This is a genomic window from Cupriavidus numazuensis, assembly GCF_905397435.1.
Classification (GTDB): Bacteria; Pseudomonadota; Gammaproteobacteria; order Burkholderiales; family Burkholderiaceae; genus Cupriavidus; species Cupriavidus numazuensis.
This window is the reverse complement of the sequence record NZ_CAJPVI010000031.1, coordinates 55,999-72,392: the sequence shown is the minus strand read 5'-3', so window position 1 is coordinate 72,392 and position 16,394 is coordinate 55,999. Positions and strand designations below refer to the sequence as shown.

Here is a 16,394-nt window from a genome sequence, read left to right as displayed (position 1 = left end):
CTATTTAGCAAATTCTTGTTGCACCGACACGGTTGCTTTCATCCAACCCCGAAAGCGGTCATAAACAGGCCCGCTTTCTAATTCAAACGAATAATCCAATGAAGAGCCATTGGCATGAATAACACCCTTTTCATTAACCAGACCATTAACGCTCAGCTTTTCCACCTGATACCCTACAATCTTGAAGCCAGGCTGTGGCTTGAATGTCATGCGATAAGGGGTGCGGGTTTTCGAAAAACCATTATGCGCTGATGCCGTAACATTGACGGTATACGAAAGAGAAAGAGTATTGGGAGGGTTCGCATCACCAATTGACTCATACTCTAAAAGGCGCCCGTCCTTATCCGTTCCGAAGTAACGGTTTGGGATGCCAATCGGCATAAATGGAGCCTTTCCCTCCATATCTTTTTCATATGCCTTAATAGCATCATCAGCGAATGGATTGGTGATGGACTTCATCCGTGCCTCCGGAATGAATTTCTTGACGTCTGACAAGACGACAAATCGTCCCAAACCCATTGTCGTCACATCATTAATCTCCGCAACCTTTTCGCCATCCTCAACAAGACCTATAACCTTCTTGCTGTAATAGACGGGCCCACCGCTGTAACCAATCGCAAGAAGTGCGTCCGTTGCGGTTATAGGCTTCCCTGGTAACGTAACGAACCCCCGGGCACCTTTCAGCGGCCCGCCTTTCGAGTAGCCTCGTATCCAAACTTGTTGTTGTTCGAATGGGGCTGAGCCCCAATCGACAGAAACAACATTATTCGACCGCAAGTCTGGATTGTCGCAAAAAGCTATGCGCGCTGCGCGAATCACCTCACATCGAAGATGCTTTTGGACAATTGGCACGCCAGGACCAGAAATATTTACTACGACTTCAATGCGTTTTTTTCCATTCTCGGACAAAATAGAAGAGGACTCTGGGAAAAGATGCGCCGCTGTAAGTATTGTTCCTTTCGGCGCTACACGTATCCCCGTTCCGCTTGTCGAATGAGCTCCATTCTCGTCAACCCAAGACACAACGACATGAAATGTTGCGGAGGAATCGGCCAAGTTAAAGTCAGTCGGTTGCGCACCTATAGTCGCTGAAGAAATAAATACGAACGACGCAACTATTATTCTAATTTTTTTCATCGATTTTCGTTTTTGTCCACAACAGTTAGCGCTTATGACATCAATCGAGGCAGCATCCTGAATCTTCGAGAATTCTAGGAAACTTGCTCGACCATTGCCAACTGCTGCTGTGCGTATCGATGTCGAAGCAACCATGAGTCGCCATTTCCGTTCGGAACGACGCTCAACGGAAAAATCGACTTTCCTACCTCTTGGTGGCAAAGAGACTGTCGCCGCCGATTGGGAAATTGATGGCCAGTTAAGATTTCGCTCACTGACTTGCCTCACCTTTTCGTTGACCACATCTAAGATACACACTCTGCACGAGAGCGTCACAAATCAATTGCTCTCTGTCACGTCGAAGAATGCTGCTATCGCGCGCGTCGAAATCCACAACGGTGGCGCGAGCTTCATGGTCGACGACTTCAGCCTGTCAACCGGACCGACAGCCTATAGTGTCATTCCGTTGAACTTAGGCAAACCAGTGTCCGCTGTCCTACCCGACGGCATCAACGGCAGCGGCCAAGTTGCCGGATTCGGAACGACCTCCCGTGGGGCAGTCCACGCATTCACCTACGCCAACTCCTCCCTTCAAGACCTCGGCACACTTGGCGGCGCGAACTCTGCGGCACAAGCGATAAATGCTGCCGGGAAGGTCGTAAAAGTGTCTCATGCCAGTCGGGGCCATTGCATGCCTTCTTGTGGACGGCCAGCGGAGGGATGCTCGACCTTGGCACCTTGGGTGGGAAGAACTCCGATGCGGTTGCAATCAGCGCTAACGGCGATGTAGCTTGCAACTCTGAGACGCGCAACGGCCAACAGCACGCCTTTCGCTGGCAGTCTGGTGGGATGACAGATTTGGGCACACTTGATGGCAAGGAGTCCTCCGCTGCCGCCATCAGTCAAGGCGGTGAAGCCATCGTAGGTTGGGCACAGGACCGCCCGGGTCGGCAGAGAGCTGTCCGGTGGGGCCAGGCGGAAGGCATAACCGACCTGGGGACGCTAGGAGGCGACGCCGCTGTAGCAACGAATGTGAATCAATCAGGAACCGAGGCGGTGGGCAATTCATTGACCTCGTCCGGCAACACACACGCCTTCTGGTGGAGTTCCGGTGTCATGAGGGATATTGGCACGCTGGGCGGAAAGCACTCATTCGCAACCGCCATCAAGAATGGAAAGGTAATAGGGAGCGCTCTCAACGGTGCGGGGCAAGTCCGGGCATTCATCTGGACTCAGGCGGGGCAGATTTCGGACCTCGGCACCCTTGGAGGAAAGTCGGCCACGCCAGTCGCCATCAATCTCAATGGCGATGTTGTGGGGACAGCTCAGGCCGCAAATGGTGCCTGGAAAGCCGTCCTTTGGTCGTCCGGTGCGGTGGTCGACCTCAATACCAAGCTTCAAAATGCCCCAGCGGGCCTTGTTCTTACGGCAGCGCTTGCTGTGTCAGATAACGGCACTGTCGTAGCGGTAAGCAACCAGGGACTGGTCATGCTTCGTCCGCAGCCTTAACTGCTGAAGTATCTTCGGGTGAGTGCTATCCTTCCGGCCCCTTCCTTGCAGGTCAGGATGGGTTAGATAACCGAAGGAAGCAATCAATGAAATTTGTTTTACGGCTGGCTGCAGCCGCTGCCATTTGCCTGGGCGTCACAGTGCCCGTTCATGCAACAACGGGCTTTGAAAGTTGCTCACGGTTCTTTGCGAAAGGCGTCGTTCCACAGGTTCGGAACGCCCAAAGCCTTAAGCCGCGCGCCCTGTGCTTTGATGCTTTCGCCGTGTTGCACTCCGGCACAACGAGAACGCCGGTCTATGTGGCTGAGCGACTGAATTCCGAGCAAGTCGCTGACGCCCAGGACGAAGAACGGACAAACCGCTTCTTTGCTGATGCTCGACTGCCTCGAGCCGAACGCGCGGAACTCGATGATTACAAGAGCTCCGGCTATGACCGAGGCCACATGGCTCCAGCCGGGGATATGCCGAATGCCACGGCAATGGCACAGAGTTTCTCGCTCGCCAACATGGTGCCCCAGGCGCCGCAGAACAATCGAAAGAGCTGGGCCGGCATCGAGAAGGCAACTCGCAAGTACGTCCTGCGTGCCAAAGGGGACGTGTACGTCATCACGGGGCCAGTGTTTGGGTCCGCCGCACCCACCACCATCGGCCAAGACCAGGTCTGGGTGCCGCAATACTTGTTCAAGCTCGTGTACGACGCGACAACCCATCGCGCATGGGCTCACTGGATTGAGAATTCAGATTCAGCGCGCGCCGGGCAGCCGATTACATATCGTGAGCTTGTCAAGCGAACCGGCGTCGAGTTCCTTCCCGGCATCCCTGTAGCAGATTGACGCTCAGCCCAGACATGCTGATATTTCATTGTCATCGGTAAGCCTTTCCACGTTGCTAGGTGGGCCCTCTGGCCCACCTAGCGACCTTTCACTGTCGCGCTTGGCCCCGGCAGGAAATCGCAATTGCGCAAACTCGCTGCAGCGGTTAGCGTATGCGAATTACCGCACCGCAACAAAAGCGGTTACGCGACATGAAGTGATGAAGGAGCATCATGACGACAGCATGCGCAAAGAGCAGAATTGAAGCGCAGCGCCTACTGGACACCAAGGGCATAACCACGGTCGAATTGGATTACGAGTCAGGATGGCAGGACGCTATTGAGCTCGGCCGTCTTGGTGAAATGCTCGGCATTCGCGTCGAGTATCGGGGGCACGAAAGCATAGCGGTCAAATCGCGCGCAGCGCTGGTTGCCGGCCTCAAGCGCCCCAAGGAGACTTTCCGGCAACGAAACCTGTACTGCGAGTTCAATTTAGACAGGCTGACTGCCAACGACCTGGCGGCGCTGGAAGCAAAGGCATGCAGCCTTGGCGACTACATTCTTGCGGGGCACCTGATGCGGGATGTGGATGAAGTGTGGGCGGAGTAAGCCTGCCCAAATCAGCATTGGACAGTCTTCACAGTAGGCGGCGCAGACACAGGCCCGCATAGTCTGATTGCTCGTGTGGAAAGTGGCCGTGCTGTTACGCGATGTACGCATAGGAGGCCGGATGCTCATCGAAGACGCAATCTGCCTGATTCACGAAGCAGCTTACGGCACCCTTGCCACCAACTCGGCTTTCCTACCTGGCTACCCGTACGCAACTGTGGTGCCTTATGTACCCGACCACGCTCATTGCCCGGTTATCTGCATCAGTGCACTGGCCGAGCACACCAAGAATTTGCTTGCAGATTCGCGGACGAGTTTGTCTGTGCTCCAGCCTGGGTCCACCGACGTTCAAGCAGCCCGCCGGCTCACGATTGTCGGAGACGCAGAGCGGTTCGAGCCGAGCCATGCGCTTCTCGCTCGCTATTTGAGGTATGAGCCCGGTACTGAGCAACTTCTAGCGCTGGACTTCGCGTTCTTCCGATTGAGGCCAACGAAGGTCAGGTTCATCGCCGGGGTAGGGCGAATGGGCTGGGTGGAGCGAGCCGACTGGGATGCGGCGCCCCTACTCCAAGAACTGGAGGAGTTCAATCTGGTCGGCGAGATGTCGCAAGTGTCGCGACCTGGCATCCGTATCCTTGGCGTCGATTACTACGGAGTTGACTACGAGGTCAACGGAGCCCGAACACGACAGAGCCTTCCAAACGCGCCGATGACTGCCGACGCCACTAAGGAGGCTGCTTTGGCCATTGCACCGGACCTCACCTGAAGGACAGCCCCCTCCCAATGAATCGACTGGCCTTTGGGGAAGTCCCAGTTCCGATACGCGCGCTGGGTGAAACAGCGCCGCTGTCCGCCGGACTGCCGCATCATAACTAGGTCTGCGGAACGCCTAGGTACGTTGGTGACTGTGCGCGACCGCATGAAACCTCTGCGCCGCCAAGAGGCCCCGCTATTACGGGCAACATACTGCCCGCTACAACCAAAATCCCGCTTTACAGGCAAATTGTTGCCTGTAGTTGCAGTATGTCCTGACGCCTTGGCAGAGCTGGCTCACCCAGCCTTCACAACGACGGACTGCGCCCAGCGCAGCATCGACCAAATGCGCGGCGCCAGGAGCTCTTCAGCTTTGTCGAGCGGCACCCACCGAAACTCGTGATGCTCCGGCCTGCCAAGCTCGGCACTGACCGGCAAACTCACTTCGCCCTGGCGAGACAGCGCGAGATAGAAGCGCGCAACCTTTGCTTTCGCGTACGGTTCGGTCTCGCGATAGTCCTCTCCCCAAGGCAACTCCAGCTCCGACAGCCCAGTCTCCTCCAAGGTCTCGCGCAATGCCGTCTGCAGTAGTTCTTCGCCAGGCTCTGGTTGCCCTTTCGGGAAGTCCCAGTTCCGATACGCGCGTAGGACTAGACAGCGCCAATCACCGTCGAATCGACGCATCACAACCAGACCTGCTGAACGCTTTACTATGGGCATCGTCAATGAGCTTGCAGGGATGGTCACCCGGAGGGTGCTCGACGAACGGCTTTGCCTAAGTCCCTGTTCAGTCGTCGGCCCGGATAAAGATGCTCTCCGTACTTCGCCTCAATACGTAAGAACTTGGCGGGTATCACAAATAATACTCCGGAGACCTTCGCACTCAAAGCGGACCATGGCAGCTAAACTATATGCAGAATGTGGATAGCCAATCGTAGGCGACCGGTCTAGTGGCCGGCGTTCCGACACTCCGCCTCCAGCGGCCACCTAGGCCTTTTCGAAAAGCAATATGAAGCTCAAACGCGATGCACGAACACTCAAGCAGAACGGGCTCGCATCGCTGCGTCGCGGGCTCGAGATTTTCAACGCCTACGATGACAATGGTCGAACAGAAAGCGTACTGCTTCACCTACAACACTGCAGCGAAATGCTGATTAAAGCTCTGCTTGTTCAGCGGTCTCAGCCCGTCTTCGACAAGGAAAAAGGCATATCCATTGGTTTGGAGAAAGCACTCAATGTCGCGACATCCTCTGGCTACATCACTGCGGGCCAAGCGGGAACGATTCGCGCGCTCGACGCCATGCGGGATGCCGCTCAACACTGGATGCTCGTGCTCACGGAGGATGTCCTTTATCTGAACGCCCGCGCTCTGATAACCACCATCGACGAGTTGCTTCAGGAGCATTTCGACGACTCGCTGGCAGACCACCTCCCGCTACGGGTGTTGCCAATTTCGACTCAGCCTCTGCAAGATTTCGACCTGCTTATAGACCGCGAGTACCGGCAAATCGCGGAGTTACTCGCGCCAAAGAAGAGAGCACGGGATGAAGCGAGAGGTCGAATTCGTGCTTTGCTCGCAATGGAAGGGCATGTGACAGACACAATCGCTGTGTCTGAACGCGACATCGACCGCATTGAGCGCGCCATCCGAAATGCTACGCCGGTCGAGAACGTCTTCCCCCGGCTTATGACACTAGCAAGTAACGTTGCCGGTGAAGGTCCAACAGTAAAGGTACGGTTCACCAAGAAGGAAGGTGCGCCTGTACGCTTTGTTTCAGGCGATGACCCAGCTGCGGCGGCGGCTATTCGCGAAGTTGACCTTCAGAAAAAGTACTACCTTAGCCCTCAAAGCCTTGCGGAAAGGCTTAAGTTGACGGCCCCGAAATGCAAGGCGCTTCGAGACCACCTTAACGTCGATGCGGACCCCGCGAACGTGATGGTATTCGAGTTTGGAAGCCAGCGACACCCGAGGTACTCGGATAATGCGCTTCGTATCCTGCACGAGGCAAACACTGCGGAGAACGTTGACATCGCTTGGCGCAATAGACCACGGTAGACCTGCGTGTGTACCGTGAAGTAAAGGACGGCCCTCTTCCTCATGTCGGCGGTTACGATAACGCGGAGCAGTATCCTGAGAGGTAAGAATTACGGGCAGCACCAGCGCTGAGTCGTTACCGTTTCGAGGAGGACCCGAGTACTCGGGTCCTCCTCGTGTCCCCAATAGCTAAGCTGCAAGCCTACATTGAAGTCCAGCCTAGCAATGGCATGGACGAGCCGACCGAGCAACAGATGAAACACGCTCTCGAAGTCGGTCTCTGCTATCCGACTCCACGCATCGACTCGTTTAGGTGAGGCCATAGAAGCTCTACCTCGCGTCAAACGCGTATGAAGTCGTCGCTATCGGCATGGCGTCTGAGGCATCGAAGGCTTACTCTTCACCGATGAGGAACCGATTCGGGTTCTTCCCGAGCCATGCTGGTGTGCGGCCGCGGCCTGACCAAGTTTTGCCAGTCTTCGGGTCACGGTACTTCGGTGGGAGCGGTTCCTTTTCAGCTTTGGCAGCGCCCGCGCCCGCAGGACGGCCACGGCGGCGCTTCTCGGCAATGTCTTCCGCGGTCAGGCCGAACTCCGCCATCAGGGAACGGATTTTCTCGATAACGCTGGCAACCTCAGTTGCGCGCACTTCAGCGAGCTGCGCCTCGAGAGCTTCCTTCTGGGCCATCAGTTGCTTGTAAGTTGCCATGCTTTCTCATGTGGGTTGGTTCAACCCGCATAATACTCCGGACAGTTCATTGAAAGTGGCAGTCTGGATACACAGAGCCCTACGGCAGTTGCAAAGATGAATAGTCTCTGGAAATCGGGTTTCAAGTTGCTGGGCACTGGCTACTGAATAACGGCCGACTGCATCCAAGCTTCGAATCCTGGACAGCCGAACGGTACCCAAAGTGGCTGGCAATCATCGAAGCTCATGCGGATGAGCTTCCGGCGCTTACCGACCAGGCTGCAAAAGCCTGCCCCAGGGCCTTAGGCACTACCTGTTCTTCGGAATACTCCCGCGACGCCTACCATGCAATTTCCTTCAGGTTCACAAATTTACCGGATGAAATCAACTGGACTCTTCCGCGTCGTGTAAAGCAACTCCACCCGATTCCAGGCGAATCTCCCCGCCTCCATCAAGAGGTCACTTCTTTCTCTAAATAATTGAGAAATGACACTTCTCGGCCTGGGGCCTTCAGTTCCGCTTCCGCAAGCGCCGAGCGCGTCGAAAACAACGAAAACGTTTTACCGATAACATTTCCAACGTTAAATTTGGCAGCTTCCACTGCAATCTCGCCGGCAGCCAAAAAAAGTGCGCCGATACCAGTAAGGCTATATCTAACCCTTATCACCTGGAGGTATCGCTCGTATTGATTCCGTAGATGCACATACTCCTCTTCTATCTCGTGAAGCGGAGAATTTCCACCTGCTATCTTATTTACCCATATTCGCAGTGCAGTGGAACGCTCCTTAAACTCATCCTCCTTTCGCAGCAATAGCAAATCCTCGAATGAAATATCTTTATCAATCTCCGGAAAACTATCGATAACCAATCTACGCAATTCGACTTGCTTTAGCTCACGCGTCGCTGGCTCTTGCGCAAACTTGCGTGGATTTACAAGCGCAAATGTCCTCGGATTTCCGTTTAGCCTCATCTGCGCTGCTACTGCACGAGCCAAGTATATGTGGGTGTTCCAATGATGATGGAACGAATCCTCCGATGGCTTTCGTTCGGACTCATTCCTTTGGCGCCACGCAACTGGGTCACTTGGATGCTCGTACTCGAATTTCTTATTAGAGTCATCGGCCAGTTCGATGAGAGACCGCACCTCAGGATGAGCGATGTCGTAATCATAAGGTGCCTCAAAGAGCACGCCCTGTTCCTCCAACCACTCATAGGTATCTGCACGTCTAGCGCTTCTATCATTGTGTGAGCGCAGCATCAACTTAGCGCCACCCAATGAAAGGAGGCCGATTTTGTCGTACAACAACAAATCGCGCTTAAGCCAATCTGTTGTTCCCATACGAAGATTTGCGGAGATGATACCGACGTAGTCAACTGCCTTGGTCACATTCTGTCCCGTTAGATTTTTCTCAACAAAAATTTTTCCGCTTATATTAAACCATCCTTCACCCCAGGAGAGCGCTACAACCCATAAGCTCAATACAATATCTGGTCCGCGAACCCTAGTTGATTATCTGCCAGATACGTTATCCCTCGTCACAGGAAGTCTGGAATTGTTGTCGGGCGCACATGAAAAATGTGCGAAACAATCGCCTTCTCGAACCCCACTTGCAGCGCTGCCGAGAAATTCGAGATGCTTGCGGTCACCTGCTCTTTACGAAGCAATCCACGCCAATGTGGTCGACCATCCCCGTGCGACTCAAAATCCAACTGTCGTTGCATCGCAGTGTACGCAAACTGTAGTCCGTCGTCGCCGGCAACCGAGTGTATGTGTATATGCGCGTTTGTATGCTCCTCTGTCTCCTCCAAATCCCAGGAGGTAAAGAGAGCCTGCACGTCTATACCAACGTCCTCGATACGCTTGCCGTGGTAATCGGTCAATGCCACATCGTCGACAACCATCTTCCAGCTCTCTGTTCGTCCATCCTCTGTCTTCGTAACGTCCACCAACTCCTCCTTTCGCAAGCGGATGTGAACTCCTGCGCCAGCGCCAACTTTGTACGCGACATCGCCAGCAAGAACGCCTAGCAGGTTCTCCTGCATAGCAGTCTGAAGTGAGATGTTGAAGTTCTTCTTTGCCTTCGTCAGGTGCTTCGCCTCGAACAGCATCCACACGCTATGGAACTTCCAAGCAATCAACAGAGGCATTCCAACCAAGTCAGCATACGCGGTTAGCCGCTTCAAGTATGCCGGTTGAAATGAAAGCGTATTGGCCTGCTTGGACTTCACCTCAACGAGGACCGGCGAACGATTCGTCTGCGTAGAAAATCTGGCCAAAACATCCGGTACCTGATAGGTCATTGCTGAACGGGGGGGAACCTGATGCTGGTCAAGTTTGTGAAGCAACTCGCATTTGCCAAGCCAAGCGCAGATAACGGAAAATTCGGCCTCAGCAGGAAGGCCGATGTCTAGCCGACGAACACTCTCGGCCACTGCGGCAGCATCTGCATCCCAGCCTAGCTCGGCCAGCGCATCCTGGATTAGTCGGGCGCCATCCTCCGGCATCCTCTTGTTTGATATGTCAAGCGACATCCCCTCCCCCTTCTCTATCCATGACCTGGGCCGGCCTGAAATTGGGATGTCCCTCTGTACGCTCACCGCGGGCAGCGGCCCAAAAAAAACGCGCGTGGTGTCCGTAGACATTTGCCGCGTCAGTTGCGATGTCGAAATAGTGCGCCGAGACCAAAGAAAGCAGGACAGTCACCGCTTTGAGCGTGTCCTGGTAGAGCTCCTCGATTTTCTCCTCCGACGCTTCCCTGGCCCCCGGTTCGGTGGGCGTTTTCAATTGCCTATGCGCTAGCCGCTCATTTCGCAGCGCCTTCAGGTGTTCCATTACGGGAGCGCCTACGCCACCTTGCATGTATTTCTCTACAATGCCCTTCACTTCATCGCGTTTGTCAGCAAGCGCCTCCCTTACACGCTCTACAGGGTCTCGGCGCATGTTAAGGCGAGCTGCGCGCCGTCGTACCAATGCTTCGAAATAAGCTTCGTTACGCAAGCTCTCACGCACAGCCGTTAAGCCTAGGGCGCTCCTGTTGCTATCCCAAATCCGCATCAGCGTCAAGATGAGTTCCCGGCGGAGCGCCATCCGGATTATTTGGAACGTGTGTGTGGAATAGGAGTTACCCATTCGTTCATGGAGTGCGGTGTCGTACGCAGTCGGCTTCCAACTCTCATGCAACATCACTGCGTGGACAGCTTCCTCCTGAAACGCCTCAACCTCGGCCTCGAGTTGGTCAAGCATCGAATCTGCTTCGTCACCCGGATTCATAATCTCCTTCTAGGATTGATTCTTTCCAACAGCGCCATGGAAGCCCTTCTGAGGGCACGGGTTGTCGAATTTTTAGGCCACACGCCCTACTCGGTCTCGGACGCCGTGCGCGGCCAACGGGTACAACTGTCCGCTGATGTGGCGCTAGCAGAGATGCGTTTGAAGCTCTCGCAGAGCTTCGACTGCGGGAGTATGGGCGTGAACAGGTCCAGCATTTATATTCCAGCGTCTGAACTACATGAACAGGCGGTACGGATACGTCTTGCCGGGCAAATCTGGCACGTTGGCAATCGTCCGCGCAAGTCGTTGCGAGTACCGGATACTGACCGGCACAGGGTCGTACAGCGCATCGTTATTCCAATCCATCTTGGTCAGGGCGAGAGCCTCGAGCGCGACGGTCTCCAGTGGGCCTCGACCGGCGTGCCGCGTCAACTGGAGCGGCCGCGGGATGCTCTTCTTCCCTTGGTAGTAATCCCCAGTGTTCGACACGCCTGGCGCGTTCCCGGCCGCCCAGAGCAGCGCCGAATTGCCTGAGCGTACGACTACGACTCCTCGTGGTACGGGATAGCCGGATGGTTTGCTCTTGGGACCGTCCCTCCCGGACTCAATCAACCAGACTCCTCTACAGCTTGCGTTCGTGCCAACCTCAATGCAATCGACCTCCGGTACGCCTGCCAATGCGTCGAAGGCGCCTTCAATTTCTTCCGGCTTGAAGGCAGTGGTCTTATGTATGACCAAGCGCTTGGGGAGCGCACCACCGTTACGCCCTTGGTAAAGCCCCAGGGTTCGGGCCAGAACCGCACGCATATCGTCACGACTGAGGAACGGGTTCCGTTTTGCCTCCAGCACATCCGCCACCGGGTCGCGGGCCTCGAATGCGACGAACTGCATGCCCCCGCCGTCCATGTCAAAGACTTGAGAGCAGCATGTCACAAAATGTGCATCACGTTGGTCGCCTCTCAGCGCATACGCAAGGCCGATATATGCCGTCTCATCCGGCACACTGGTCATACGGGCCAGCTTCCAAGGAATTCCACCTGCCTTCACGTAAAGCGCGATAGACAGGCGCCAAGCTAGTGACGCCTTGTACTTGAAGGTGAATGCCCGGTCGTTCAGAACCTGCGTTGGTATGTTGTACTTGGCGCCAAGCGCCTTCAGTATGTCGTGTGCATCGAAATCCTTCGACCTGGTTGCCGGTCCCCAGTTGTCGGGGAAGTGAACTAGCACCACGTCGAAGTCGTTCCGGACTGTATCGAGTCGGCGCAGCGCGTTCTCCATTGCTTCATAGAGGCGCTCCGACGGAGTGCCTTCGCCGGGCAACTGCCCAAGAGACTCTGGCCATTTCACGTGCGCAGAAGGTGCTGCAGATACCAGCTGAATTCCGAACAGCTCTTCAAAGCCCGGATACCTAGGTACGTATTCCGAGCGGTCAGACGGCTCAAAGGCTTGGCGGAGCGAAGTCATCAACTCGCCGCGCCTCTTGAACGCGTTCGCCGGCCCGACTGTGGCAATGCGCAATGAGGAGGCGAAGCGACCAAACGACGCCTTAGAGAATGGGCCGTAGCGGACAAGCCCGCGCAATGGATGGACATCTACCTGATTCGTATCCACCGGGGAGAAAGCGAGCAGTGGCTCCTCCAGTAGCGTGAACGGCGGGAGCTTTGAGAGGGCAGCAACGGACATCACTTTGTCCTTTCGAAGTACGCGTGGTGGTGCGACGGTCGACTCCAGCCTGTGACCGGCGACAGATTGAAGGATGCATCAATGCCTTCGTTCGCGGCCAAACCAAAGGCCGAAACGTGGCCGTTATCCCCAGTGGTAAGTAGGGCCGCCCAAGCGTCAACGATTCGCGACCATTGAGGGTTGTACCTTCGAGCCCACCGCTCGCGCCGCCAATCTCCTGCGGGGTCACCGCCACCTCTTTGCGGCAAGGCCAGCGCATCTCCAGCTGCCGCACCCGAGGAGTTCTCATTTCGGAGGGGAACATCAACAAACGTAAAGGGCTCGTAGTTACACCACCAACGGCCTTCAATGCGCTCCAGCTTGAGGTTGACTCCCTCCTGGTATGGAAACGAGAGATTCTGCACCGTCCCCGTTAGCGGACCGTCGTAGGCGGCCTTCAACCGGCTGAGTTCTGTCTCTCGCTTGCGCACCAGCCCTTGTTCTTCGTCCGGCCGCGTCCGGACCACGACAAGCCCGTGGCCGGAGCGCTTGAAGCGTGGTGCGAGCGGGCGCCGGCGTGACAACGCCCTTGTCAGCGCGTCGTAAATGAGGCCGAGCGCCCAGCTATCCTTCTCAGGGTCCAGTTGAATCGTGCCGTCCAGTTTGGGGTCCATGGATTGCAGGGCCCCAATCAATTGGGCATCGTTTCCGAACACCGCAAGCTGTCGCCCTTGGCAAGCGACCACAGCGCGGCACCCCTGCTCCTTAAGCAGCGCTCGTATCTCTACCGTCGTGCTTGCCTTGGACAGCTGGATACATCTTGCAACGATTGGCACGCTTTTCACAAGCAAGGCGGAATAGCGGAGAACCGGAAATGCTTGCGCATCAACGGTCTGAGGCTTGACGAGTTGCAGGCGCGGCGGCGCCTTACGCTGCATCACATGTTCCATCAGCACATCGGGCAAATCGACCTGTGCAACCAGGTCGCCCGCCAACTCATCGAAGTTCTTTGATTCGATGATATAGACGTCCACTCCCGCTATCGCCGCGTTCTCCAGAAGCTTGTTCACAGCAGGAAGCAGCTTGGACCTCGACGAACACACCCAGTACAAGCCACTTGGATAGGCATGCGGTTGCATCAGCACAGACTCCAGCGCTTCCATCACCGAGGTGTCGCGTCCGCTGTAACCCACTACAACAAGAGCAAACCGTAGACACGCATCGACAAGAACCTGCCGCATGTTCTCATCCTGGTGCTCGAGCTCACTGTTGGTATTCTTGATATTGGTGGACTTGTAGTCACCATGCAGCTTGGCAATCAACGGCCAATCTGACTCGGCAACGCAGCGAGACGCCCGCTCGGCGGAATCAATTGCAGCTAGAGTTGGCAGCGCTCGCTTATCGGGCGGGAGCAGTTGGTCAGTCAGCGTGACGGCGGTCTCGACCAGCGGGTCGAAGTTCGTCGTGAACACGACGTTCAGCTTCCCGCTCGACATCAGGGCAGCCAAGACGCGATGAGCAAATGAAGGTGTCCCTAGGCGAATGGCATCATCAATATACTGACGGCGGTGTCGTTCGCTGGGATACACCGCTTCGAATGCGGCCGAATACTCAGTGGGGTCGCCATCCGGCGGAAGGATGGAGTTTGTCTTGAAAAAATCGTCTATCCGAGCAATCCACAACGGGTCGGCAGCATCAATCTCCTTTAGGGTGTATCCCACCTCTCTGCAGAAGATTCGCGTTTTGAAATCTCGAATCATCGCATAGCCGGTCGGGATGCCGGAGGCGGCTGAGGCGCCAGCACCGAGAAACCAGGCAAACAAGTGGGGGCGAAGCGCGAATACGGACGCAAACTCCGGCCCCGACATCACCCGTACTGACGAATCCATAAGACTCCCATCAATCGCTTCCGAATGTAACGAGAAGGTATCAGAACCGACTCACGGAGTCATCGTCACAATCTTGATAGATTCCCAAGATTGGGCCCACCGCACCCGTTCGAACTCAGAGCCTCAAGGACCCTTTTTCAACTCCACCGGGTCTGGATACTCCTCCTCACTGTCGAAGATGAGACCGACATTGATGTCGCAGTACCGCCACCTGTTAGCGCCATCCGCTGCCCCGGGAATGGCGACCTACCAGACTGGCTGCTGCGCCCGGTCAACGCCGGGCAGAGTGCAACCCCCGGTCAGTGAAATGCTGCCGAAGGTGCAGGCAAACTCCCTCTAGGGTGGGGTTCGTGACCGAGATACCTCTCGTTAGAGTTCAGCGTCCTCCCTTTCACTCGCCCAAATGCAGTTCACCAAGACCGTTACCGCCGTCGCGATGCACTTTGCCATTCCGCTATCGTGCCTCTTCATTTTGTCGAGCCAAGTGGCAGCAGCGACAGGCGTCGTCAAGATACTTGTCGAGGTCAACGACTACACGTCAGAGAAGAACCCCCTGAAGTCATTCAATGGCACCAAGATGTCCGTGAAGGCTGCATTGGCCCGAGTGGGGCGCATGAAGTCGACCAGCGCAATCGCAGTTGTCTGCGAAGGCGACTTCAAAGCAGGGTATATCGCGGACGACCTCGTTCTGTCGAGTAACCGCTGGAACGGCGAGTATGAGGCGTATCGGGAAGGCACCCTCATGGACGTCTGTCTCGCACAGGAGAGAGACTACCTTCGCAAGCACCCCCGGCGGTAGGCGACTGTCAGGGCGGCAGTTACCAGCGGCGCCTTGACGTATCCGCACAATGAATTTCTACTCGGCTGCGCGGAGGTACGATAGACCGCGCCTAGTCCTCCGCCGGATACCGCCAGCAACCAGCACTCTCGCTATCGAAAAACTCGACCAGAATGTTCTGCCCGAGTCCCTGGTGCAGGATTTCATCGACGCGACGGCAATATGCCTGGTCGCCCCTGTACACCGAAACTGCGACACGTTGAATACCTGCGGCTGCGAAGCGCTTCAAAAGATGAAGGTCCTGCTCTCCGAAGCCCCACCCGTAGACTGTGAGGTTGTCCTGGCGAGACGCAAGAACCTCACGGTAGACAGTCGACAGATAGTAGCTCCCTTGAATGGTGTTAATCTTCTGCTGTGCCGTGCCCTCACATACAAATAGAGGCACAACCTCCTCGCTCTCCCAGCGTTGGAGAATGGCATCGAGCAGGCCGTTGTCGAGGTTGTGAATCTTCTGTTCCTGCTCCACACGATTGCGACACAAGATGAGGCTTCCATGTGGATAGAAGACCAAGGTGGTCCTCAAGTCGCCGCGGATAGGTCTCCTCAACTTCCGCCAGTCGTCGTGCAATAGACCACCGCCGACAAAGCAGTCCTTAAAAGAATGCCTGTTAGCGATGTCCAAACCATAGGCCGTGGCCCAGTAGACGATAAGGTCGTAGTTGAGCGACACGACCGTATTGAATTCGCGAAGGAATCTATGAATATGAGGGAGATGTTCACGCACCTCCTGGTACTCCGGATGGACGTCCCGAACCGCCTCAATCAGGCAATCCCTAACCCGAAGGTAAGCAGCATGCGTTTGCTCATCCGGAATCTGGAGTGACCGGTTGACGTTCGTCGCCTGCCATACGATTCTGAGGATAAGTTCAAAGTCCTGCGTGTCGAAGAAGTCGAACAGGCGCTGCGCGTCTTCCGGCAGAAGGTTCTCTTCACGCGCGTGCTCCAGCAACGAGCGATACTGAAAGCGGCGGTCCACCGCAATGCTCGCCCCGTTACCGAGCAATATCGTACCTCGATAATTATGCGCTAATTCTTCCCACGCAACGATAGGGAGTGGCATCATCTCTCCGCAGTAATACTCCGTTACGATAGCTGCCGCAACGGGCTTGCACAATCAAGATGCCGTCGCGTGGAGGTTCAATTCCGGGAGACGAGCTCTACGGATAAGCCTGAAACCGTCCATCCGCTGCCCGGTAGCCGATGACTCAGGAGGA

16 protein-coding genes are annotated in these 16,394 nt (G+C 55.7%); 7 read left to right on the top strand and 9 right to left on the bottom strand.

The features are described 5' to 3' along the window. Entirely contained in the window at positions 1-1,272 is a 1,272-nt protein-coding gene (locus tag KHO41_RS23365; protein ID WP_211955655.1) for a trypsin-like peptidase domain-containing protein, read from the bottom strand. On the opposite strand from KHO41_RS23365, the gene KHO41_RS41925 reads away from it, so the two are divergent. From KHO41_RS41925 to KHO41_RS23340, 5 genes are all read left to right on the top strand, one after another. After that, positions 1,271-1,906 (top strand): hypothetical protein, encoded by a 636-nt coding sequence (locus tag KHO41_RS41925; protein WP_211955654.1) that lies wholly within the window; start codon positions 1,271-1,273, stop codon positions 1,904-1,906. The two genes, KHO41_RS23365 and KHO41_RS41925, sit on opposite strands and share 2 nt — an antisense overlap. After that, positions 1,837-2,625, top strand: a complete 789-nt coding sequence (locus KHO41_RS23355) for a hypothetical protein (protein WP_211955653.1) — start codon at positions 1,837-1,839, stop codon at positions 2,623-2,625. Before KHO41_RS41925 ends, KHO41_RS23355 begins: the two co-directional genes overlap by 70 nt. A gap of 86 nt (positions 2,626-2,711) precedes the next feature. Further along, the gene (locus KHO41_RS23350) at positions 2,712-3,458 is read left to right on the top strand and encodes a DNA/RNA non-specific endonuclease (protein WP_211955652.1); all 747 of its coding nucleotides are present in this window, start codon (positions 2,712-2,714) and stop codon (positions 3,456-3,458) included. Positions 3,459-3,670: 212 nt separating this feature from the next. After that, positions 3,671-4,045: a PHA-granule associated protein 4 gene (locus KHO41_RS23345; protein WP_211955651.1), complete on the top strand. Its 375-nt coding sequence runs from the start codon at positions 3,671-3,673 to the stop codon at positions 4,043-4,045. A gap of 121 nt (positions 4,046-4,166) precedes the next feature. Continuing rightward, positions 4,167-4,811 carry a HugZ family pyridoxamine 5'-phosphate oxidase gene (locus tag KHO41_RS23340; protein WP_211955650.1) on the top strand — a complete coding sequence of 215 codons (645 nt, stop codon included), beginning with the start codon at positions 4,167-4,169 and terminating at the stop codon, positions 4,809-4,811. A 284-nt stretch (positions 4,812-5,095) separates the two neighbouring features. On the opposite strand, the gene KHO41_RS23335 is transcribed toward KHO41_RS23340, so the two are convergent. After that, a complete protein-coding gene (locus KHO41_RS23335; RefSeq protein ID WP_211955695.1) occupies positions 5,096-5,518 on the bottom strand; it encodes an NUDIX domain-containing protein in 423 nt (140 codons plus the stop codon). A gap of 289 nt (positions 5,519-5,807) precedes the next feature. On the opposite strand from KHO41_RS23335, the gene KHO41_RS23330 reads away from it, so the two are divergent. After that, positions 5,808-6,854: a hypothetical protein gene (locus KHO41_RS23330; RefSeq protein ID WP_211955649.1), complete on the top strand. Its 1,047-nt coding sequence runs from the start codon at positions 5,808-5,810 to the stop codon at positions 6,852-6,854. 372 nt (positions 6,855-7,226) lie between these two features. Here the strand turns inward: KHO41_RS23330 and KHO41_RS23325 are convergent, their stop codons facing one another. The 6 genes from KHO41_RS23325 to KHO41_RS23300 form a co-directional block, all read right to left on the bottom strand. Continuing rightward, positions 7,227-7,541 carry an H-NS histone family protein gene (locus KHO41_RS23325; protein ID WP_211955648.1) on the bottom strand — a complete coding sequence of 105 codons (315 nt, stop codon included), beginning with the start codon at positions 7,539-7,541 and terminating at the stop codon, positions 7,227-7,229. A 430-nt stretch (positions 7,542-7,971) separates the two neighbouring features. After that, positions 7,972-8,907, bottom strand: a complete 936-nt coding sequence (locus KHO41_RS23320; RefSeq protein WP_211955647.1) for a hypothetical protein — start codon at positions 8,905-8,907, stop codon at positions 7,972-7,974. A gap of 149 nt (positions 8,908-9,056) precedes the next feature. Further along, the gene (locus KHO41_RS23315) at positions 9,057-10,052 is read right to left on the bottom strand and encodes a PDDEXK family nuclease (protein WP_244873988.1); all 996 of its coding nucleotides are present in this window, start codon (positions 10,050-10,052) and stop codon (positions 9,057-9,059) included. Then, on the bottom strand, positions 10,042-10,791 hold the full coding sequence (locus KHO41_RS23310; RefSeq protein WP_211955646.1) for an AbiU2 domain-containing protein: 750 nt from the start codon (positions 10,789-10,791) through the stop codon (positions 10,042-10,044). Before KHO41_RS23310 ends, KHO41_RS23315 begins: the two co-directional genes overlap by 11 nt. Before the next feature lie 234 nt (positions 10,792-11,025). Next, a complete protein-coding gene (locus KHO41_RS23305; RefSeq protein ID WP_211955645.1) occupies positions 11,026-12,474 on the bottom strand; it encodes an argonaute/piwi family protein in 1,449 nt (482 codons plus the stop codon). Further along, the gene (locus KHO41_RS23300) at positions 12,474-14,342 is read right to left on the bottom strand and encodes an SIR2 family protein (RefSeq protein ID WP_244873987.1); all 1,869 of its coding nucleotides are present in this window, start codon (positions 14,340-14,342) and stop codon (positions 12,474-12,476) included. Before KHO41_RS23300 ends, KHO41_RS23305 begins: the two co-directional genes overlap by 1 nt. Before the next feature lie 403 nt (positions 14,343-14,745). On the opposite strand from KHO41_RS23300, the gene KHO41_RS23295 reads away from it, so the two are divergent. Continuing rightward, complete coding sequence (locus KHO41_RS23295) at positions 14,746-15,141, top strand: hypothetical protein (RefSeq protein ID WP_211955644.1); 396 nt, start codon at positions 14,746-14,748, stop codon at positions 15,139-15,141. Positions 15,142-15,232: 91 nt separating this feature from the next. On the opposite strand, the gene KHO41_RS23290 is transcribed toward KHO41_RS23295, so the two are convergent. Further along, positions 15,233-16,243: a DUF4917 family protein gene (locus tag KHO41_RS23290; RefSeq protein ID WP_244873986.1), complete on the bottom strand. Its 1,011-nt coding sequence runs from the start codon at positions 16,241-16,243 to the stop codon at positions 15,233-15,235. Positions 16,244-16,394 lie beyond the last annotated feature (151 nt).